Below are 20,902 nucleotides of genomic sequence, written 5' to 3' on the forward strand. Positions count from 1 at the left end.
CGGGAGGAAGTCTATGAGTCAGGCACTGAAACAGTACTACAGCCAGATCCGCCAGAAGCTGGCGTTGCTTGAGCAGCGCCCCGATGATCTCACCCGGGCGGCGGAAACCATGACCGCAAGCATTCTGGCCCAGCGCAACATCTTTGTCTTTGGCGCCAGCCACGCAGGAATTCTGGCGGAGGAGATGAGCTATCGGGCGGGCGGCCTGGCCATTATCAATCCGCTTTTCACGCCTGCGCTGATGCTTAACGTCAGGCCATTAACTCTCACCAGCGCGGTGGAAAATGTGGAAAATCTCGGCCGGGTACTGGTGGAGCAGTCGCCGCTAAGGGCTGACGATACGCTGCTGATCCACTCGGTTTCCGGGCGGAATGCCATTACCATTGACGTCGCGCTGGCGGCGAAAGCCTGCGGCGCAAAAGTTATCGCGATTACCAGCCTGGCGACGGCGGCGCGCGTGACCTCTCGCCACTCCAGCGGCAAACTGCTGGTGGATATTGCCGATATCACCATTGATAACCACTGCGAGTATGGCGATGCGGCGGTGAGCCTGCCGGGGATGGCGCAGAAAGCCGCGCCGCTCTCTACCATCATGGGCGCGGCTATCGCCAACAGCCTGGTATTACGTATTTGCGAAATCATGTTGGAAAATGCGCGCACGCCGCCCATTCTCGCCAGCGCAAACATAGACGGTAATCAGGCGATAAATCAGGATATACTGAGCGCTTACAGGAGCCAGATACACTACCTCTGAGTTGGAGCACAAGTATGTTTGAGTCGGATGGACTCCCTCTCTATTTAAGGATAAAAGACGTTATCCTGCAGCGGATCCTCTCTTTTACCTATGACGATAAGCTCCCGGGCGAACTGCTGCTCGCCGGGGAGTTCAAGGTCGCGCGCGGCACCATTAAACAGGCGATAGATTCGCTGGCCAGTATTGGCATGGTGTACCGCGAGCAGGGTAAAGGGACGTTTATCAACCGCGATGCACTGCAGAAATACTACACCGACCTCCCGGACGTACTGACGAGCTTTGCTGAGCCCGGTGAGATAGCCGTAGAAGTACTGTCGCTGATTTCGACTATGGCCGACCGCCAGGTGGCGGAGCAAATGGGGCTGGATTTAGGCTGTCAGCTGATGCGTCTGGAACGGTTGTTAGTGCAGGGCGATCGGCCGGTTGGCCATGTGCTGACGTGGCTTAATGGCCGTATTTACAACGATCTCAGCCACGTGGACGGCAGCCGATCGCTATACAAGCAGCTGCGGGAAACGTTCGGCTACTCGCCGGCCAACGCCACGGAGCGCTATACGCCGGTGTGCTGCGATAGCCGCACGGCGGGATTGTTAAATATCACACCGGGAGCGCCGCTGTTTCGCATTGAACGGGTGGCCCGCGATCTGGATGATGTGGTGCTTGAATACAGCGTCACGCATACCCTTGACGCCAGCCTGTCGCTGCAAATCGCCACCAGCCAGAGCAGCATGAGCCAGCAGTGGGCCTGCACCATCGAAAAAGGGCGTTAATCCGCCTCCCAGGCGAGAATATCGGCTGGCAGATTTTTGCCAGCGTATCGAAGCGCGAGGAAGAGGCGAAAAACTGAATCGTAGGTTGCTCGCGCGACGCCGGCTGACGGTTAAAAGCATGCTGTTTCAGGGGATAACGCGTGCGGCTCTCAGCTGCGCGAACAGGCGGAAAAACATGTCGTCGGTGGCCTGCATGTCCGTGAAGCCCGCCCGGCGCAGTTTGCTGCCATCGCCAAACATGTCGTAGTTCCAGCTAAAGACGAAATCGGCAAACGTACCGTCGTTCAGCCGTAAAATATCCGCCTCCACCAGATCCTGCCCGGCCAGTTCGCGCCACTGCGCGCGGTAATCGACAAACAGCTGGTGAAAGGAGAGCCTGACCGGCGGCGCGGAAGGCAGTTCAAACCAGTCCGCGATGCGCGGCCACAGCTCGCACCAGCGCCAGAGGTCGCCGTTATTGACGTTGAACGCCTGATTTTCCGCCTGCGGCGAGGTGGCGGCCCACAGCGTGGCCTCCGCCAGCAATCCGCCGTCAGTATGATCGACGATACTGCGCCAGGTTTGTTCCGAGCCGGGGAAGCGCAGCGGTAAATTCTGCGCCCGACACAGCGAGGCGTAGAGCGCGATGCTCAGCGCGAGATTCATGGCGTTGCCGGGCACCGTGCTGCCGACCACGCCCGGCCTGAGCGCACTCCAGCGCCACGTTTTTCCGCGCTGGAACTGGCTGAGCCACGTGAGCTGAGCGGCATTAAATTCGGCCCCGGGTACGCCGGGATCGCTTTCTCGCGCCGGGGTTTTGAACGGACCAAGATGCGCGCCATAAACTTTATATCCCTGCATCAGGCTTACCGTGCGCAGCGGTGAGGTTTTCTCGATGTTGCTGACCAGATTGCGCAGCATGGCGACGTTCGGTTCAACCATTTCCGTCCAGTTCGCCGCGTTCAACCATGCGCTGTAAAAAATGTGGGTGATGCCGTTGAGCGATTGCAGTTTCTGCGCGCTGTCCCGCGCATCGAGTAAATCGACGTTAATAACGGGAATGTCATCCGGGTGAGGCGAGGCATGGCGGCTGAGGCCAATGACCTCCCACCGATGGCGCAACAGCGTTTTCACTAGCTGTCTGCCTACAATGCCGCTGGCGCCGGCGACCAGCGCGATCCTGGGTTGCGGTTTCTTATTCACGTTGCTTCTCCAAAGGGGGGACGGAGGCAGTGTGATATATTATTTTTTTCACGCATATCCCATAAATTCGATGGTACTTATAAGAAGAATCATTAAATGAATAATAAGCTCAACGCCATTGCCACCTTTCTGCGCGTCGTCGAAGCGGGATCTTTTTCGGCGGCGGCCCGCCAGTGCGGGATGAAACAATCCGCAGTCAGCCAGCAGATCGCGGCGCTGGAGGAGGAGCTCGGGGTGGTCTTGCTGCATCGAACGACGCGGGCGATGGCGTTGACCGAGCAGGGGGAAAGCTACCGGCGCGATATGCAGCTTTTGCTGGAAGCGATGCGCGACGCTGAAAGGCGCTTAAACCCCAGCGAGAGTCAGCGGCAAGGCAGGGTACATGTGCAGCTACCGAGCGGCCTGGGACAGATCTTTTTGCCGCACCTGCTGGCGCTGCAGAAAATGACCCCCGGACTGCATCTGACGCTTTCACTTGATGACCGCATTGCCGATCTGGTTACTGAAGGGGTGGATGTCGCGCTGCGGTTAAGCAGTGAACCGCCTCAAGGGCATGCGGCGCGCGTGCTGGCGCGTATTGAAACCGCGCTATTCGCCGCCCCGGGTTTTAAAGAACTGCATTGCGTGAGCGAATTGGCTGCCCATCCGCACGTACGTTTCAGCGGCATCGCGCAGGACGCGCCGCTGCGGCTGGTCTCGGGTGATAAAACGGTCGATGTGAAAGTCAATACCGTGTTTCGGGCTAACACCAGCGAAGCGCTGCTGCAGGCGCTGGAGTCCGGTATTGGTATCGGTGGCATGCAGTTGCCCCTCGCGGCCAACGCTTTACAATCCGCCAGGCTGGTGCCGGTCTTACCCGCCTGGCGATTACCCGATCGCTTCCTCTATGCGGTTTACCCTGACGCCCGCTTTATTCCGCAGCGGGTCAGAAGCATTATCAGCGTGATTGAGCAATTACTGCCCAAGATAACGGGGAGTCGCTAAAAACGGGGGGATCTCTTCTTGCGCGATAGGGAGTAGAGTGGCCTGTGTTGTTGCTGAAAAAGGCGTCTTTACGATGAATCCCTATGAAAAAATGTACCGCCAGCTGCTGGAAAATGGTGCCATCGCCTGGGCTGGCGAGGGTTACTTAAGGGCAAAGAAACAACAGGAGCGGGTGTTTAGCTGGCTTGATTTACAGCAGTACTTTCCCCAACCCGGAGCGCCAGTCCTTGAGCTGGGGTGCGGGAATGGCGCCATGGCAGCGCAGTACTTTGCTGAACGAGGCTATTCCGTGTGGGGGATGGATTTGTCCGCAACCGCGATCCGCTGGGCAGAAAATCGTTTTCAGCAAGCGGGGCTGGCGGCTCAATTTTTTGTCGGGGATGTCTGCCATATTCATCAGTGCCAGGATGCGACGTTTGAGCTCATTATCGATGGCAGCTGTACGCATTGCCTGATTGACGAAGCTCGCCACCTTTGCTTTACCGAAGTCAGAAGATTGCTCAGGCCGGGAGGACGGTTTGTCGTCGGTTCGATGTGCGGAACCCCTCGCCACCCGGAAGACGTGGCCGCTTACGATCCCATTCGCCATCATTTATTTAAAGAGGGTCAACCCTGGCGTACGCTGCGACCGCTCCAGGCTCTCCTGGACGAGATCCGCGATGAACATTTTGATGTGCTTGAGGTGAACGTCAATGAGAACCCATGGTGGGATCATGCGACCGTGGTATGTTGCGTAAAATAAGCCCCGGAGAGTCGGTTTATGGCCGTTTTGAGCACCAGACGGGCGGTGTAAAAGCGGACATCAAGGTTGTCCGCAATTTCCCGCAGGTATGACGTGTTAAAACGCCATCAGGTTATGACGCCTTAGGCGACGAAAATTTTGCCGCGATCGTTTCAGCCGTGGGCTGAATACCGCCCAGACTCCACTGTTCCGGCTCATGCTCGTCAATACGCACCCAGACTGAACGCCGAAATTCAGGATCGCCTTTCCCTTCGATTTCGACAATCAGATCGGTCATGCGGCGTAAAAGTTCTTTTTTTTGCTCCGGGTTCATAATTCCTTTAATGGTTTGTACATTGACGAAGGGCATTGTATTCTCCTTAATAATCTAGGTCTAAAATTCATACTCAGATTAGAGAGCGAAAGCGGACATGTCAAAAAATAATTCAGTAACGTACTTACTACCGGAGCTGTGCGGGCTTTCTGCGGCAGCGGAAATCCTGGGAGATCAGTGGGTTTTGTTGATTTTAAGAGAGGCTTTATACGGCGTGACCCGCTTTGAAACGATCCGCTCGCATACAAAAATGCCTAAGCAGACGTTGGCAAACCGGTTAAAGAAAATGACGGAGCTGGGTTTACTGAGCAAAACGCCCTATCAGGAAGAAGGGGCGCGCGAACGTTATGAGTATATTCTTACGCCAAAAAGCCGCAGCCTGGCGCCGATCCTGTTTTCCCTGATGGCGTGGGGGCATAAAAATATCCTGCATGATGAGCCTCATATTGCCCTGGTGGATAAAGAGAGCGGGGACTTTGTCCACAACGCCTTTGTGACGACAAAAGGCACCGTTGTTGACTCTCAGAACATCCAGATAGTGACTCTTAAGGTTAGCAACCCGTAGCGCTGGCAACAAAAGCGGCAAACGTTGTCAGCTTGAGCGGGGAGGCGTAATATACGAAACATATATAAAACGTTATGGTATGTATAAATGGGTATTGTAAAAATTTCCGACCTGCTGCACGACGATATTCGTGATGCCAGCAAGGCGATGTCGCGTTCGGTCAACGCCCAGGCGGAGTACTGGATCCGTCTGGGTATGATGAGCGAACTCTATCCCGAACTTAACCATCAGCAGATCAAGCTGATGATGCTGAAGTCCGGCTCAGACCGCTTGCTGGAGGTGATCAATGCTATCAATTCCCATTAAGACCGCGGACGAACTGGCCAGACAGCGCCGCGCAGGCAAGCTGTTGGCCTCGGTTTTCGACATGCTGGATACATTTATTCAGCCCGGTATCTCCACCATGGCCATCAACAACCGGGTGGAGGATTTTATCGTCAACGATCTGCATTCACGCCCGGCCAGCAAAGGGCAGTATGATTTCCCCTACGTGCTGAATACGTCGATCAACGAAGTGGTTTGTCACGGTATGCCAAAGGAGAGCGAGCATCTGAAATCCGGCATGATTGTGAACGTGGATATTACGCTGGAAAAAGAGGGGCTGATTGCCGATTCCAGCAAAATGTACCTGATTGGCGACGTTTCGCCGCTGGCCCGTCGGCTGGTGCTGAAAACCTACGAAGCGATGTGGAAAGGGATCAAGGTCGTCAGGCCGTGCGCGACGCTGGGCGATATCGGCCATGCGATTCAGACTTATGTCGAAGGCAACGGCTATAGCGTGGTCAGGGAGTACTGCGGCCACGGCGTGGGGAGAGAGATGCATGAAGATCCCCAGGTGCTGCATTACGGCATACCCGGCACCGGCGCCGAACTTAAGGAAGGGATGGTGTTTACCATTGAACCGATGGTGAATCAGGGCGATAGCCGCATTAAAACCAAAAAAGACGGCTGGACGGTGGTCACCCGCGATAAAAAACTGTCCGCGCAGTGGGAGCACACCGTCGCCGTCACCGCGGAGGGATTCGAGGTTCTGACCCTGCGTAAAGATGAAGTGATTCCAGACTAGCCCCAACAACAGGTTTCACGCACGGGCAGTGAAACCTGTCAGACCGCGACTACACGGGCATCTCTTTACGGCCCATGTAGCGCTCTTTCCATAATGCCCCGGCTACGCCGATATCCAGGAACGGGGAAGGCGGCATAAAGTTTGCCTGGCCGAGCGACTGCATGGCGGCGATCAGCGGGTTGTCCTGTCCCATCGCCAGATCGGCAAGTAGCGTCCCGGCGATGGTTTGTTTGGATACCCCGGCGCCGTTACAGCCTCCGGCTGTCCATACCTTCGGCGCAAGCTCTCCCCAGACCGGCGCGCCGTTGCGGGTGACGCTGATGGTCCCGGACCAGGTTCGCTCCAGCGTGACATCCCGTAGCTGCGGATAGGCCGTGTGGAACAGCGCCAGATGCTGGCGCGCGGCGGTGGCGGTCTGCCCGGCGGTAATCACGCCGCGCAATGCCGGATCGACATGCTGGCGAACCAGGAAACGATGATCGTGGGTATAGCGTAGCGTTGCCCCGGCGATAGCATTGACCGGCGTTAACCCCCAACTTTCCATTTCTGGCAGGCGCTGACGCTGCTCCGCCGTGAGCGGGGCGGTAATGCTGGCGTAGGTCGCCATTGACGCCTGACGGCTCACGGTGGGCGAGAGTTCGCGGGAGAGGGCATTGGTCGCCAGCATGACCTGGGCGGCGCGGATTGTACCCTGCAGCGTCGTCACCCTGACGCCGCCGTTTTCCTGGCGCATAGCCAGCGCCGGGGTCTGATGGTAAACGGTGACGTTTTCCGGCAGATGCCGCGCGAGGCCCGCGATCAGTTTTGCCGGGTTGACCAGAATACAGCCGGGAGTATAGATCCCTTTACTGTAGAGGCGGGTTCCCAGCTTCTGGTACAGCGCTTCGCCGTCCAGCAGGCTGTAGGGCTCCTGCATCAGCTGCAGGTTATCCACGTACTCCTGCATAATGGCTTCGCTGGACGGATCTATCTGGCAGTGGTATTTGCCGACGTTTTCCCATTCGCAGGCGATCTGGTGCTCGGTCACCGTTTCATCGAGCAGGCGGATCCCTTCCTGCAACAGGGCGCGGTAATCCTGCGCTTTTTTCAGCTCGGCGGTAGAGCTGCCGATATTGTGCGGCAGGCCGATAATAAAGCCGGAATTTCGCGCTGAGGAGCTGGTCGCGGCGCATTCAGCGTCGATGAGCACGATATTCAGCTGCGGATTGAGGCTAGCCAGCCGGCGGGCAAAGCTGACGCCGGCATAGCCGGAACCGACTATCACCCAGTCGGCCTGGATGTCGCCGCTCAGCTGCGGTTGTCTGTGATGGTCAATGTCGTTGAGCGGCCATCCCACCTGATTCTGATTGAAAGGAACTGATGCAAATCTCACGATAATTCTCCCTGTAGAAAAAAACACCTGCGCGTCAGGTGTGAATAAGCTCGCCGTTCTTCCTTTTATTGGTTTCAATATTGAGCTGGCAAGAATAGCGCCGTGGCCAGGAGAGTTTCTGCAGCAGCGTAATGCTGAATGATAATCACCTGGACAACAATTCAGCAGAATAACAAGGAACGGGCAAAATAACACCTCTTGATGTACGGGTTTAACTTTATCTTTTGCTTGCGATTTAACCTGGAGCGGTTAGTCGGTTCTATCAGCTGCCGCGATAGTGCAACAATTCATATCTTGTCGCTTCCTGTACGAAATTCTGTAGAAATTTTTGCTGTGGATCATGATCGTCCTGGCCACATATCTATAATGTAGCCTCGTCTATAAGGCGTATTTTTGACCAGGTGGTAAAAATATCGCTCCTTCTCGCTCTTCTCTATATAGAACGCCCATCCATTTCATAGGATTTTTCGTCTTTTGAACCCCCTTTTTTGCATTATGTATTAGGAATTTTCTCATGGAAAAATCCTAATGTTATTAAATTCCTGGGCATTTGTCCAAACGTCTGAAAAATAACAGTTTTTATTTTTGTGTAACTATGCGTGCGATCTTTTTAAATTATACAAATAGTTTATTTTAAATTATTAGTAATATTTTCACATGCGTTGTCGTATTACCTTACACGCACGGGATTTTATCCTGTTGGATATTTTTTTATAAAATTATTAGCTCGTAATGATCGTTTCAGCAGGTGCATATATTTGATTGTAAGATTTTTCGCGTTAGTATGAATTCGCTGTCAGGAATAAGCGTAACTCGAGAAGAAATATAGAGGTTTTTATCCCTCTATCTGCGTTCAGTCTCTTTGAGGGTTATTTTTCAGGATGGTTATCCAGTAACTTTTAATATAACGGAATGTATTATGAAAATTAGCAAAATTGCATCTGCTGTTGTTCTCACTATGGGTGTTGCCTCTTTCGCAGCTCAGGCCGATCAGGGAAGCGGCAAGGTCACCTTCTGGGGTTCGATTATTGATGCTCCATGCTCAATTAAAAATGGCTACGGCGATCAGCGTATCGAACTGGGTCAGATTTCCAATACGCATTTGGATAACGGCGGTATCTCTACTCCTCGTCCGTTCGACATTGAGCTGGAAAACTGCTCCTTCGCGAAGGATTCAAACGGCGACCCGATGTTTAACACCGTCACTGTCACCTTCAATGGCGGCAACGTTCCTAATGACATGACCATGCTGGCTATTACCGGTCAGGCTGCGGGCGCTGGCGTTCGTATCCAGGATTACTCAGGCACGATGGTGACTTTAGATAAGCCTACTGCCGGGCGCGTTCTTGGCATTGGCGACAACACTCTGAGCTTTAGCGCTTACCTGGAAAAAATCGCGTCAGTGACTAACGTCACTCCGGGTGATTTTGAGGCGGTGACTAACTTTACCCTGGCTTATCAATAAGTCTTAGCCTGTTCTCAAGTAGTTTTATTCGGGCTGCGTCTGCAGCCCGATATTCAGGAGCACAGTCATGGTAAAAATTACGCGTTGCCTGACGTTGAGTCTTTTATTGGCAATATCTTCTGGCGCTGTGGCATCCGATCAGGGCAGAGGGCTTGTCACAATGAATGGTCAAATTCAGGAATCAGCTTGCTCTATTCATACTGATGATATCTGGCAGGAAATACCCTTTGGGGTGATTTCTTATAATGACCTCGACGAGGAAGGTAAAGCGATTATTAAACCCTTCGCTGTTCGTCTGGTGAACTGTTCACTGGAAAGAAGTCATGGCGATTTATGGCAAAGCGTGAACATCACTTTTAGTGGGGAAACGGAGGTATTTCGTCGCGATATATTTAAAGTTTATGGCAATGCTCAGGGGCTTGGGCTACGTATTCACAGCCAGATCGGCGATGTGGCGCAAGACGGCATTCCGATGCCAGCCGTCATGTTACAAAATGACAATAATGAATTGCGTTATTTATTATCGCTGGTGCGCGGCGGAAAATCGTTGTCGGAAGGTGACTGGTACGGAATTATTCGCTTTATGGTAACTTATCAGTAAGTTAAAGCGTTATTAAATGGCTGGGAATCTTTATTCCTCCTCATCCATTTTTCCCGTAATAGATACTTTCCCACTGGTGAATTCTGGTAGGCAATAAATGGATTTAAAAAAATGAAAAAAAGCAGACCACCAGCTTATTACCTGCGGCGTCTGGGTATTTACATTGCTATTGCCATTTTTGGTTCTACATCACCCGTTGTGGCGGTAGAATTTAATGTGGATATTCTGGATTCTGAGGACCGCGAGAATATTGATTTATCCCGCTTTTCTCGGGCCGGATATATTATGCCCGGGACCTACACGCTGAGTATGCGACTTAACGATCGCGGGATTTCCGATCAGGATATTACTTTCGTTGAAAGAACACGCGAGGATCAACTGGTTGTCGAAGCCTGCCTGACGCCTGAACAAGTCGATTTACTTGGGCTGCGTGAAGACGCGCTCAAAATGATTCAGTGGCCTGACGGCGGTCGTTGCGCCGATTTCAGCGCGCTTGAAGGTATTGTCTTACGCGGCGACCTGTCCGAATCCTCCTTGCAGGTTGCCATGCCTCAGGCATGGCTGGAGTACCAGGATGCTTCCTGGCTGCCTGTTTCCCGCTGGGAAGAGGGTATTCCTGGCCTGCTGTTTGATTACAACCTCAACACTAACGTCACCTTCCCACGGCGCGGGAATCAGAGCCAGAGTGCCAGCGTCAGCGGCACCACCGGGGTGAACCTGGGTCCATGGCGCTTAAGAGGGGATTATCAGGGAAGTTATTACAACACCACTGGACGGCCGAACAGTACCAACCGTGACTTTGACTGGAGCCGATTCTACGCCTATCGCGCGCTGCCTGGCATTATGTCAAAGCTTACCGTTGGTGAAGATTATCTCACTTCCGATCTTTTTGATTCGTGGCGCTACACCGGGTTATCGCTGGTCAGCGATGAAAGCCAGCTGCCGCCGAAACTGCGCGGTTATGCCCCTGAAGTTTCGGGTATCGCGCGGACGAACGCGAAGGTTACGGTCACCCAGCAAGGGCGAGTGATCTATGAAAGTACCGTTGCGGCGGGGCCGTTCCGTATTCAGGAACTGAGCAGCGCCCTGACCGGCAGGCTGGATGTGCGGGTTGAAGAACAGGATGGCTCGGTGCAGACCTTTGCCGTGGATACGGCTCAGGTTCCTTATCTGACGCGTCCCGGCCAGCTTCGTTACAAGCTGACCACCGGTCGGCCAAGGGACTATCGCCACAGTACACAGGGACCTTATTTTGCGACCGGTGAGCTCTCCTGGGGCCTGACGAATGCCTGGTCGGTGTATGGCGGCGGTATTTTCTCGCAGGACTACAACAGCGTGGCACTCGGGGCAGGTCGTGATATGAGCGTCTACGGCACCTTGTCCGCTGACGTTACCCATGCCAGCGCCCGCTTCCCGGGCGATAAAAACCGTCACGGAAGATCCTGGCGGCTCAGCTATTCCAAACGCTTTGATGAACTCAGTAGTGAAGTCACGTTTGCCGGCTACCGCTTCTCCGAGCGCAACTATCTCACCATGGGTGAGTATTTAGATATTCGCTACCGGGAAGGTTATATCGGTAACAGTAAAGAGCTGTATACCCTCCAGGCGACCAAGAATTTCGAGGACCTGCGCCTCTCCACCAGTATTAACTGGTCGCATCAGACTTACTGGAACCGCCCGGCGACCGATCGCTACAGCGTTTCTCTTAACAAGTATTTTGATCTGGGCGACTGGAGACATCTTTCGTTATCGCTCAACGCGGCGCGCAGCGAGTTTAACGGACGTAAGGACGACACGGCCTATATTTCGCTCACCATGCCATTTGGTTCAGGCACGGTAGGGTACAACGGAAGCATTAACCGCGACCGCTATACGCAAAACGCCAGCTGGAGCGATCGTCTGGAAAATAATGATTATTACCGCATTAACGCCGGTAACAGCATAGGCGGCGGGCAGGGAACGCGCAGTCAGATGAGCGGCTATTACTCGCACCCTGGCAGTATGGCCGATGTTACTACCAACTTTAACTGGGCACAAAGCCAGTATACCTCTTTTGGTATCTCAGCCAGCGGCGGTATGACCGCAACGGCTGAAGGCGTGGCGCTGCACTCAGGTGGGGTACAGGGGGGGACACGGCTGATGGTCAGCACCGATGGGGTGAGCGGAGTGCCTGTGGGGTATCAGAGTTACACCAACGCCTTTGGTATCGCGGTGATCCCTGGCGTGCCGAACTATTTCCGCACCAGTGCCGAAATTGACGTTAACCGCTTACCAGACGACGTTGAGACTTCAGGCTCGCCAATTGCTGAGCTGGCGCTTACCGAAGGCGCCATCGGGTTCCGCCGTTTCGATGTGTTAAAGGGCGCGAAAGTCGTCGCCATCCTCAGCCAGGAAGATGGTCGTCATCCGCCGTTTGGCGCGACGGTGCATAACGCCAAAGAGCGCGAGCTGGGAATGGTCAGCGATGGCGGACTGGCCTGGTTGACCGGCGTGAATCCGGATGAGCATTTAACCGTGCACTGGGGCGGTTCCGCCCGGTGTGAAGTCGTACTGCCGCGAGTCCTCCCTGCACAGCAGCTGTTACTGCCATGCAAACCGATATCTCGCGGCTGAGAAAGTGGATGGTGAAGGAATGAAAGTAAATAAAACGACGATGGCTATTCTGCTGGGAACGCTGACGTCAGGTCTGCTGAATGATGCACAGGCGGCGATCGCCCTGGACAGAACGCGGGCGATTTTTCCCGGTTCGCAGAAGAGCATTTCCCTGAACATTACTAACGACAGCACGTCAATGCCTTACCTGGCCCAGGAATGGATTGAAGATGAGCAGGGGAAAAAAATAAGCGGTCCGTTGGTCGTGGTCCCCCCGCTCCAGCGGCTCGAGGCAAAGGGAAAAAGCGTTTTGCGCATTAATGCAATGCCGGACGCGGCGTTATTGCCTCAGGACAGAGAGAGCCTTTTTTATTTCAACGTGCGTGAAGTACCGCCTAAGAGCGACCGACCTAATGTGATGCAGCTGGCGCTGCACACCAAAATAAAGTTGTTTTACCGGCCAAAAGCCATCCTGCCGGAGAAGTATAGCCGTTGGGATAACCAACTGGTGCTGCAGAAGGTGAACGGCGGATATCGGGTGGAGAATCCGACGCCGTATTACATGACGGTGATTGGCATTACCCCCGCGCCGAACATGGCCGTGGCGAAGGGGTTTCAGTCGGTCATGGTCGCGCCAAAATCGACGGCGATGGTGAGCAGTTCGCACTTTACGACGCCGCACGTCACCACGATTAACGACTTCGGCGGTAAACCCACTTTGCCGTTTAGTTGCAACGGTAATGTCTGCCGTGCGACAGCCAAACCCGCATCCTGATGGAAGCGGGTGTTGGACACAGGAGATGCCTGATGAAACATGGATTCGGTCGTACCACCTTGATTCTGTGGCTATTAACAGCCGGGGTCGTTTCTGTGGCTAGCGCCGCAAACTGGGACACCGACGGCCTCAACGGTGGGATTCGCGCCACGGGCACGCTGGTTGCGTCTCCGTGTGTACTGTTGCCGGAATCGGCGGAACAAGAGATCGATTTGGGCAGTACCGTCGCCTGGGGACTGGATCAGCCAGGTTCGGTTACGACGCCGGTGGCGATATATATCAAATTAGATCGCTGCCCCGGCGAGTATCAGTTTATGCGAGACCATCAGTTGATGCGGGGTTCGCTGATGCTTAACGGGCAATCCGCCGTAAGAATGACGATTTACGGGGAAACAGAACCTACGGATAGTCGGTTCTTCAGGGTTCATGGAGGCGTGAAAGGGGTGGCGCTGCGATTGAGCGACCCGCGGGGCGAGCTTCTGCGTCCTGGTATGTCAAGCCGGCCGCAGATCCTGACTCCCGGGCGCAACGATCTGGTGTTTCAGGCGCAGCTGTGGCGTCTTCCTGCGCCGCTGTTGGCCAATGAATGGCGCAGCGTAGTGAATGTCGGCCTGGAGTACGAATAATGAAAAGACACATAGCGCGAGCGCTAAGCCTGATGGTTTTTCCCATGCTGCTGCTGGTCAGTGTACCGGCCACGCATGCTGATACGGATGTTTACTTCACCGGTAATCTGGTGGCTGACCCGTGTGAACTGCACGTGGATTCAGAAGATCAGATCGTTGATTTTCGCAACATACCGTCGAAAACGTTTATCAAATATCACCTGAGTGAACGCGAGCGTTTCTCGATCATGCTCATCAACTGCGACCTGTCTTTGGGAAGCACGGTAAAGGTCACGTTCATGGGCACAGAAGATGTCGATCAGCCAGGACTTTTCGCGGTTACCGGGACAGCGGGCGGGATCGCTATCGCCGTTGAAGACGCGGATGGTACGCCGGTATTACCTAATACCGCCATGCGTCCGGCAACCTTGACGGCGGGTGACACCAATTTAAATTTTCAGGCCTTTGTCTCCGCGCCGGTCCATAGCCGGGTGCGTGAAGGGGATTTCGAATGCGTGACAACATTTTTGCTTGAGTACGACTAGAGGTGGCTCGTTATGAAGAAAACGCTCGTTTTTGCCACGGTTGCAGTGTTATCGGCGAGTTCTTTGTTACCCGCTGAGGCGGCATTAACGGTTAGCCGTTCACGGGTGATCGTTAATGAAGGGGACAAAAGCGTCAGTATGAGCGTGACGAATCGGAATACTCAGGAACCCTATCTGGCGCAGACCTGGATAGAGGATGAAACAGAGGCCAAGGTCACGAGCCCATTGATGGTATTGCCGCCGGTGCAGCGCATTGAAGCCGGTTCCAAAAGCGCGGTGCGGGTTCAGGTTCTACCGGATATCGGCAAGCTGCCGAAAGACAGGGAGAGCGTGTTCTGGTTCAACCTGCGCGAAATTCCGCCGCGCAGCGATAAGCCAAACGTGTTAACGCTGGCGCTGCAGACCCGGCTGAAAATTTTCTGGCGTCCGGCTTCTATAAAGGTTGATGCGAAATCCGAATCCTTTCCCGGCATCCAGAACGTGACGCTGGCCAAAAATGGCAATCGCTACACGCTGAATAACCCGACGCCGTACCATCTGACGTTTGTTGAAGGTCGTAGCAGCGTGAAGGGAAAGGGCAAGGAAGGATTTGAACCGATAATGGTGGCGCCAAAGGCCCAGACGGCGCTGAACGTGGGCGCAGCTGACCTGGGCGCAACGCCAGTTCTGGTTTTTGTGAATGATTACGGTAGCTTACGTTTGCTGCCATTCCAGTGTACCGGTTCCGCCTGTAAGGCGCAGCCGGTTATCACGCCTGAAAGCTGACGGGAGGCAGAAAGTGAAAACATGGAAATTAGGGCGCCTTGCCGTTCTTTGCTGCCTGATAGCCGCATCACCATACGGCCTGGCATCAGACGGTGGAACAACCACGTTGACTATCACCGGCAATATTGTCGAACCTGAATGTGAAATCAATGACAATCAACAGATTGTGGTCAATTTTGGTGAAGTACTGACCACCCGAATTGATGGTGCGAACTACGAAACGCCGATTGTCTATACGCTGAAATGCACAAACCTGCTTCGTAATACGTTAAAAATTAATCTCAAAGGTAACGGCGCGTCATTTAACGGCCAGCTGTTTACCACCGATGTAACGGGCCTTGGGATAAAAGTGTACGACGCGAGTAAAACGACTATCGCTCCCAATAGCGGAGTGCTGAGTTTTACCTATGCCGAAAATAAACCTCCGGCTCTGTATGCGGTTCCGGTCATGCAGACCAACGCCTCGCTACCAGACGGGGCATTTAACGGTTCAGCGACTATGGTGTTTAGCTATCAATGAGGATTATCTAATGCGTCAGCTAACAACAGCCGCGCTTTTACTCAACATCCTTTTCGTTGGCGTTAGTCCGGCGATGGCCGCCAATGAAGCCGACGTCATCTTTAAAGGGATGCTGGTCAATCCGCCGCCGTGCTCGATAGACAACGATAAAACCATTCACGTGCCGTTTGGCGATCGTCTGTCGATCAAAAAGGTCAGTGATGGCGTTTATCGTCAGGATGTGCCGTACAACCTGGTATGCGACAGCACTGCCGGTAGAGACTGGAAACTGATGCTTAGCGTTCGGGGAACCCTGGCGACATTTGATACAACCGATCGCGCGACGGTTGCCACATCGATGGGCAATATCGGCAATCTTGGGGTGAAGATCTTTCGTGACGGTCAGCCTTTTCAGTTTGATTCGCCGATAGAAATCAGCCTTTCGGCGATACCCAAAATCGAAGCATTGCTGGTGCAAAGGCCGAATATTGAGTTGGCTGAAGGGCCGTTCGAGGCGACGGTGACCTTGAAGGCGGAATATTTGTAACGGAGTCCCGTGGTCGGAATACTATTTAACGCGGTAGGGTGCTTATGGAAAAGAGAAACTTAAAAAGATTGATACTGACGGCGGGGATCGTACTGGGCAATGCTCTGCTATGGTCTGAAACTGCTTCGGCGGCGGATTGTAATGCCTTTGGTAATCAGGGGGGAGGATGCCCGACGGTACAGTCTCTCACGGCAAACGGGGGTTCCGTCGCGGTCAACTGGGCTACAGATTTAAATGCGCAGACTTTCGCCTCGATAGAAGCTACCAGGGCCGCAACCTGGGGGCTATATATGATTTATGGTTGGACAACGTCAATGAACGGTCACTGGTTTGGCGGGGGAACCAGGCAACCAATTATGACCGTAAGCAATACCGATCCTGTGCGTAAATCTGATGGCAGCACTACAACAGATTATTGTACTGATAATCCGTTTTATTGTACGCATCAGATGATGGCCGCGCGCTTCTATCAGAAATATGGTTTCTCCGGTACCGCCAGCGTCGCGTTGCCCTCATCGTACCCTGCTCACGCACCGCCGTGCCTGATTTTTGGAGCAATAAACCCGGGGACCGGTGATTTCTACACCGTTTATGCTCCTGGATTAGCGGAACCTTGTCAGCCAGGATTCCCTGGGACCGTTGATCCTGAACCCGATCCGGAGTGGTGTGGCATGAGCACCAGCGCGCTGTCCTTTCCATTTGACGATATGGCGCCGGGGGCCGTATCAGGGCAATCGCTGACAAGAAGCGCAACGATGGCCTGTAGCGATGCAGGGGTGACTTACAGCTTATATCTGAGTAACGTTTCTACCACCGGCAGGGACACCATTGATTTGGGACGTGGCGTTACCGCGAAGGTTACTGTTAATGGTCTGGCGCTACAAACAAACAGAGTTTCATCCGGTAAAACAAATAACTTAAATGTTACGGTAACCCTGAATGGTACGCCGACCAGTACCGGTCCAATTAGCGGAACCGGGATACTGGCTGTAAATTATTTATAATTAAAATCGCCCTGAATGTGTTTCAGGGCGGTATTGAATGGCATATTCTTCACCATCGCAACCTTCATAAATATTCATTGTCACGCTGGCGATGAAGAAATAGCGATGAATATTAATTCTGGAGTTAAGAAAATAATGATTAAATCAGGCGTTGTCGCGGTTATCATTGCGGGATTTTTTTTAACCGGCTGTGTTCCTAAAAAAGCACCATCGCTGGTGACTTCCTCAGGGGAAGCGGTTGCGCCGCCGACAAATCCGGAAGGAGAAGTCGATATGGTACAGTGTGAAAAAGAGTTAAACGCATTGGGAACTGTTAATCAACTCAGATATGCCGAATTAAAGGCCCGGTTTGAGCGTGTCATGCACGGAGCTTCCGGATATACCACCGTGCGTAACTCAGTAAATCCAGAAACGCGTCATGCCATTGATGCTTTATATAAGTTCCAGGCGGTAAAACTATGTTCAGAGATCCGTGGAGAAATGCTAAATAGTCTGGCAGTCAAACCAACAGGGGATAAACTCGAATGAGTCATCGAGCAGGGAATGCAATCGTCTTCATTCTCGGTGTCACGATGATTCCATGCGTTCAGGCTGATGTTTTAAACTATGCCAGGGATTGGACCCAGCGCGAAGAAGTCAATAAAAGCAGCGAGCAATCGCAGGAAGAGAGACGTCCTGCGCCGTGGGAAAAATCAAAGACGCCGCCAAAAGCGTCTGCTAAAGAAAAGATTAACGCCAGGCCGTCCGTCGCGGTGAAAGCCACAACGGCGCCGGCAAAAATAAAAGAGAGAGATGAAAAATCTGCGAAAACTCCTGATATTCCGCCTTCTGGCGTTATCAAATATCCGGAGGTGAGGAGGGAGCAAAAAACAATAAACAAGAACGAAATAGACGTTTATCTTCCTGATTCTCGTATTTTAGGTCGCTGGCTGAAATCGGTTATTCAACATATTTCCGCCACGCCTTCAGAGCGAATGATAAAAGAGCTATATCTGAAACAGAAAGACGAAATAAAAAGCATGCGCGATAAGTTAGCCCAGCGTGAGGGTGAAAATGTTATTTTAAAAAATAACGACAAAGAACGTCATTTAATTATGTCAAAGCTCGGCAAACTGGAGGCGGAGAATGGGCAGTGGAAGCGTTTGACGCAGGAAATGCAAAAAAATCTGAAGCTGGCAAAGTATCCACCACTCCCTACAAGTGAACAAGATTTAGCGGATTTTGCCGCCGGTATGGCGATGGGTGTTGATATTGTTGAACTGCTTGAACAGCGAAATGAACAAGGTGTTCAGATTGATCGTAAATTATTTCTGGCGGGGATAACGGAAACGCTACGCGGAGAACGCCGCCTCTCTCAGGAGGCGTTTGAACAACATCTTGCCAGGGCTAATCAGCGCGTCAGCGATGCTATAAAGAAAACCATGAAAAACAGGGAGGTACGCGACAAGGAATGGTTACATAACTTTATTAAACAGGAAAATACATTAGCCGCCGGTAACGAAGCCTGGTTCCGGGTCATCCATACCGGTAACGAGGTATTACCCGACAATGAGTCGGCAACCGAATTAACGCTTTCGTTTATACGTCGTCTGACTGACGGAACCTTGATTGCAGACTCCGATCTTTCTGGTCTGGTACTGCAAGAAAAAATTAGCGAGCTGCCGACCTGGCTGCGGGTGGTTGCAAAAAAAATACGCTTGAATGGTGAAGCCGAATTAGCGGTGAAAGTAAATGAATACGGCGACCCGGCAGAACGGGGAAACTATGTCGAGCATTGGAAAGTTCGAGTGGTTAAACAACGTACAATGTAAATGTAAAGGTTAAATATTTACTTTTCTTTTAATATATAATTCGTGTACTCGAGAGTCTTTGTACTAATTCAATTGTATAATTAACTTAAGCTCATATATGTAAACAGGACGAGCTGAATCAAACCGGAAGGAGGTTCATTATGGTACCTACTGCTAAACCACTACACTTGCCAGTGCATATAGCAACTGAGAATAATTATTTTTCCATGGGGCTTATATTCCTGTTGAAAGAGTTGTTTGAAGAGGAGTATCAGGGCGGAGTGATTATCTCTAAGACTAGCGAGCCTATGGCCGCGGATCTGATCGTGAAATTCCACACGCCGGGTGAAAAAGTGTTTGATTGGGTGGGGTGTCATGAGTTCCGTACACACAATGAATATAAGTTCAAAATGTTAGGTAAAAAATGGTTAAGCGTATATCCGCGTAGCGAACATTACGATCGGAATATTAACTGTCCGGTCATCAATGCCGTTATTACCATGAGAAACTCCGTGGCCACTATTCGCAGAAAATTGTTTACTTTATTTTTCGCTGACTCGATGAGCGGCCCTCCGGATCTGCGTAAGCCAAACTGCTCTAAATGCCCAGGGCCTTACCAACTGGCATGGCGAGAACAGTTGATGCTAGGGTATTTAAGTCAAGGCTTGGGGCATTATGAGATTTCGCAAAAAATGGGTTGTTCTATAAAAGCATTGAGCAGCTATCGCCGTTCTATTATGCGTAAAATCAATATAAAAAGGTATAGCGACTTCGTACTGTGGTTAGGCTCTCAGGCTGTTTCAAAAAAATACGCTGAAATTGTCCAGCATCATGTTCCGGAATATGCTGACGATCGGCTTATCTGGAAAACAAAACTTTCTCCTGAAGGCGGTGATGAATCAGATGATAAGTACCGTACGTTGCAAAGCATGAAACGCCTGACGACCAGTCGTTTACATTTAAAACAATCCGAAAGTGAAATCTGGCTGACGACACGAGAGATCGCCAACGAAATGGATATTAGTATTTACAGCATGCGCTATTTATTATGCCAGATGGAAAACTCCGGAGCCGTAATAAGCATTAAAACCGGGAGCGGGAGAAGTAATACGCTACGCTGGAAATTAGCAAGTTAAGCACAGGACAACTATACAATACGCTGTCTCGTTTGAATAAGAATATCGTTAACTCATTTTTTCATAAATGATTAAATATACTAATGCTATTATTGCGCCTTATCAGAAAAAACGGCGCGCAGTGGTGTTGAGGTTATAAAGAAGAACGTCTCATTCAGGAGGCGGGTGCTCAGGCTCTATCTCTTATCAATTTAACGCTTTATTTATCATCAGAAATACGCCAGCCGGCGGGGAGGTCCCTGGCCGGTAACCAACGCCATGCCCCCTCACGAGCGGATCCGCATGGCAAAAAAATCGGTCAGTGAGTCAGCGCGCTAAGCCGCGGCTGGCAGGTCCCGCAGCCCGGAACGGTGGGCTGGGGATAGAGGGCAAAAATATAACGACACAATACCATGTGCCAGAACATCAGCATGCCGAGCGCGGAAATGGCCCGCGGTATAAATCCGCCGATCGATGACGGCGTAACGTTTAGCAGAAAATGGTGCCGTAAACGCCCGGCTGAATAACAGAGTCAATGGTGCACTCCGGGGCATCTTCGACTTCGGAGTTGAAGAGACATAAAAACACCCGGAACAGGCGGTTTGATGAAGGTCCACGCGTCTCTCGCGCAGCGGCGTCAGCTTTTTGCTCCCGCAGCGGACAGAGACAAACAGCGCCACGCCGATAAAAAAAACATACTGTAACGCCCACAAGAGCCAGCCGATCTCCTGGGAGCTAGACCGAACCTGTTCTTTTTTTGCCTGGATGTGCGGAACCCGAGAAGCGTCGGCGCTCGCAATGCCCGACTGCCCAAGAAACGGTAGTTTACTTTTGCCCATATTTTCCCCTCG

At 52.3% G+C, this 20,902-nt stretch carries 24 protein-coding genes; 20 read left to right on the forward strand and 4 right to left on the reverse strand.

The features are described from left to right. Window positions 1–13: 13 nt before the first annotated feature. Window positions 14–754 carry a sugar isomerase domain-containing protein gene (locus GUC22_RS12780; RefSeq protein WP_064342721.1) on the forward strand — a complete coding sequence of 247 codons (741 nt, stop codon included), beginning with the start codon at window positions 14–16 and terminating at the stop codon, window positions 752–754. Between the two features lie 14 nt (window positions 755–768). Next, window positions 769–1,524: a GntR family transcriptional regulator gene (locus GUC22_RS12785; protein WP_049086351.1), complete on the forward strand. Its 756-nt coding sequence runs from the start codon at window positions 769–771 to the stop codon at window positions 1,522–1,524. A 126-nt stretch (window positions 1,525–1,650) separates the two neighbouring features. Here GUC22_RS12785 and GUC22_RS12790 read toward each other — a convergent pair whose 3' ends face one another. Then, window positions 1,651–2,706, reverse strand: a complete 1,056-nt coding sequence (locus GUC22_RS12790; protein WP_024358130.1) for an SDR family oxidoreductase — start codon at window positions 2,704–2,706, stop codon at window positions 1,651–1,653. A gap of 96 nt (window positions 2,707–2,802) precedes the next feature. On the opposite strand from GUC22_RS12790, the gene GUC22_RS12795 reads away from it, so the two are divergent. Then, window positions 2,803–3,690, forward strand: a complete 888-nt coding sequence (locus tag GUC22_RS12795; protein ID WP_049089764.1) for a LysR family transcriptional regulator — start codon at window positions 2,803–2,805, stop codon at window positions 3,688–3,690. Window positions 3,691–3,763: 73 nt separating this feature from the next. Continuing rightward, the gene (locus GUC22_RS12800; RefSeq protein ID WP_064342720.1) at window positions 3,764–4,432 is read left to right on the forward strand and encodes a class I SAM-dependent methyltransferase; all 669 of its coding nucleotides are present in this window, start codon (window positions 3,764–3,766) and stop codon (window positions 4,430–4,432) included. 112 nt (window positions 4,433–4,544) lie between these two features. On the opposite strand, the gene GUC22_RS12805 is transcribed toward GUC22_RS12800, so the two are convergent. Further along, on the reverse strand, window positions 4,545–4,781 hold the full coding sequence (locus GUC22_RS12805; RefSeq protein WP_064342719.1) for a tautomerase family protein: 237 nt from the start codon (window positions 4,779–4,781) through the stop codon (window positions 4,545–4,547). 61 nt (window positions 4,782–4,842) lie between these two features. On the opposite strand from GUC22_RS12805, the gene GUC22_RS12810 reads away from it, so the two are divergent. The 3 genes from GUC22_RS12810 to map all read left to right on the forward strand — a co-directional run bounded on the left by GUC22_RS12810 (window position 4,843) and on the right by map (window position 6,376). After that, window positions 4,843–5,310: a winged helix-turn-helix transcriptional regulator gene (locus GUC22_RS12810; protein ID WP_024358132.1), complete on the forward strand. Its 468-nt coding sequence runs from the start codon at window positions 4,843–4,845 to the stop codon at window positions 5,308–5,310. An 87-nt stretch (window positions 5,311–5,397) separates the two neighbouring features. Continuing rightward, window positions 5,398–5,616 carry a ParD-like family protein gene (locus GUC22_RS12815; protein WP_004102160.1) on the forward strand — a complete coding sequence of 73 codons (219 nt, stop codon included), beginning with the start codon at window positions 5,398–5,400 and terminating at the stop codon, window positions 5,614–5,616. Next, window positions 5,597–6,376 carry a type I methionyl aminopeptidase gene (gene map, locus GUC22_RS12820; protein ID WP_160183545.1) on the forward strand — a complete coding sequence of 260 codons (780 nt, stop codon included), beginning with the start codon at window positions 5,597–5,599 and terminating at the stop codon, window positions 6,374–6,376. The genes GUC22_RS12815 and map overlap by 20 nt, the downstream gene beginning before the upstream one ends. A 49-nt stretch (window positions 6,377–6,425) precedes the next feature. Here map and GUC22_RS12825 read toward each other — a convergent pair whose 3' ends face one another. Beyond that, window positions 6,426–7,748: an NAD(P)/FAD-dependent oxidoreductase gene (locus GUC22_RS12825; protein ID WP_004136405.1), complete on the reverse strand. Its 1,323-nt coding sequence runs from the start codon at window positions 7,746–7,748 to the stop codon at window positions 6,426–6,428. Between the two features lie 919 nt (window positions 7,749–8,667). On the opposite strand from GUC22_RS12825, the gene GUC22_RS12830 reads away from it, so the two are divergent. The 13 genes from GUC22_RS12830 to GUC22_RS12890 all read left to right on the forward strand — a co-directional run bounded on the left by GUC22_RS12830 (window position 8,668) and on the right by GUC22_RS12890 (window position 20,072). Beyond that, window positions 8,668–9,213 (forward strand): fimbrial protein, encoded by a 546-nt coding sequence (locus GUC22_RS12830; RefSeq protein ID WP_004136407.1) that lies wholly within the window; start codon window positions 8,668–8,670, stop codon window positions 9,211–9,213. A 67-nt stretch (window positions 9,214–9,280) separates the two neighbouring features. Further along, window positions 9,281–9,814 carry a fimbrial protein gene (locus GUC22_RS12835; RefSeq protein WP_024358135.1) on the forward strand — a complete coding sequence of 178 codons (534 nt, stop codon included), beginning with the start codon at window positions 9,281–9,283 and terminating at the stop codon, window positions 9,812–9,814. Between the two features lie 111 nt (window positions 9,815–9,925). Beyond that, a complete protein-coding gene (locus GUC22_RS12840) occupies window positions 9,926–12,427 on the forward strand; it encodes a fimbria/pilus outer membrane usher protein (protein WP_160183546.1) in 2,502 nt (833 codons plus the stop codon). Between the two features lie 19 nt (window positions 12,428–12,446). Beyond that, on the forward strand, window positions 12,447–13,181 hold the full coding sequence (locus GUC22_RS12845) for a fimbria/pilus periplasmic chaperone (RefSeq protein ID WP_160183547.1): 735 nt from the start codon (window positions 12,447–12,449) through the stop codon (window positions 13,179–13,181). A gap of 32 nt (window positions 13,182–13,213) precedes the next feature. Further along, complete coding sequence (locus GUC22_RS12850) at window positions 13,214–13,807, forward strand: fimbrial protein (RefSeq protein WP_004136415.1); 594 nt, start codon at window positions 13,214–13,216, stop codon at window positions 13,805–13,807. After that, window positions 13,807–14,331, forward strand: a complete 525-nt coding sequence (locus GUC22_RS12855; protein WP_004136417.1) for a fimbrial protein — start codon at window positions 13,807–13,809, stop codon at window positions 14,329–14,331. The genes GUC22_RS12850 and GUC22_RS12855 overlap by 1 nt, the downstream gene beginning before the upstream one ends. A 12-nt stretch (window positions 14,332–14,343) precedes the next feature. Then, entirely contained in the window at window positions 14,344–15,096 is a 753-nt protein-coding gene (locus GUC22_RS12860; RefSeq protein WP_142476417.1) for a fimbria/pilus periplasmic chaperone, read from the forward strand. A gap of 13 nt (window positions 15,097–15,109) precedes the next feature. Then, window positions 15,110–15,616, forward strand: a complete 507-nt coding sequence (locus GUC22_RS12865; protein WP_148677672.1) for a fimbrial protein — start codon at window positions 15,110–15,112, stop codon at window positions 15,614–15,616. A 10-nt stretch (window positions 15,617–15,626) separates the two neighbouring features. Next, on the forward strand, window positions 15,627–16,142 hold the full coding sequence (locus GUC22_RS12870) for a fimbrial protein (protein ID WP_004136423.1): 516 nt from the start codon (window positions 15,627–15,629) through the stop codon (window positions 16,140–16,142). Window positions 16,143–16,186: 44 nt separating this feature from the next. Further along, entirely contained in the window at window positions 16,187–17,146 is a 960-nt protein-coding gene (locus GUC22_RS12875) for a hypothetical protein (protein ID WP_141528278.1), read from the forward strand. Between the two features lie 105 nt (window positions 17,147–17,251). Continuing rightward, window positions 17,252–17,674: a hypothetical protein gene (locus GUC22_RS12880; protein ID WP_224231806.1), complete on the forward strand. Its 423-nt coding sequence runs from the start codon at window positions 17,252–17,254 to the stop codon at window positions 17,672–17,674. Then, window positions 17,671–18,957, forward strand: coding sequence for an FKBP-type peptidyl-prolyl cis-trans isomerase N-terminal domain-containing protein (locus GUC22_RS12885; RefSeq protein WP_160183548.1), 1,287 nt, complete (start codon window positions 17,671–17,673; stop codon window positions 18,955–18,957). Before GUC22_RS12880 ends, GUC22_RS12885 begins: the two co-directional genes overlap by 4 nt. Before the next feature lie 140 nt (window positions 18,958–19,097). Beyond that, on the forward strand, window positions 19,098–20,072 hold the full coding sequence (locus GUC22_RS12890) for a helix-turn-helix domain-containing protein (RefSeq protein WP_024358139.1): 975 nt from the start codon (window positions 19,098–19,100) through the stop codon (window positions 20,070–20,072). Between the two features lie 314 nt (window positions 20,073–20,386). On the opposite strand, the gene GUC22_RS12895 is transcribed toward GUC22_RS12890, so the two are convergent. Next, on the reverse strand, window positions 20,387–20,890 hold the full coding sequence (locus GUC22_RS12895; protein ID WP_160183549.1) for a hypothetical protein: 504 nt from the start codon (window positions 20,888–20,890) through the stop codon (window positions 20,387–20,389). Between the last annotated feature and the right edge of the window lie 12 nt (window positions 20,891–20,902).

The organism is Klebsiella sp. MPUS7, assembly GCF_009905335.1.
Classification (GTDB): Bacteria; Pseudomonadota; Gammaproteobacteria; order Enterobacterales; family Enterobacteriaceae; genus Klebsiella; species Klebsiella grimontii.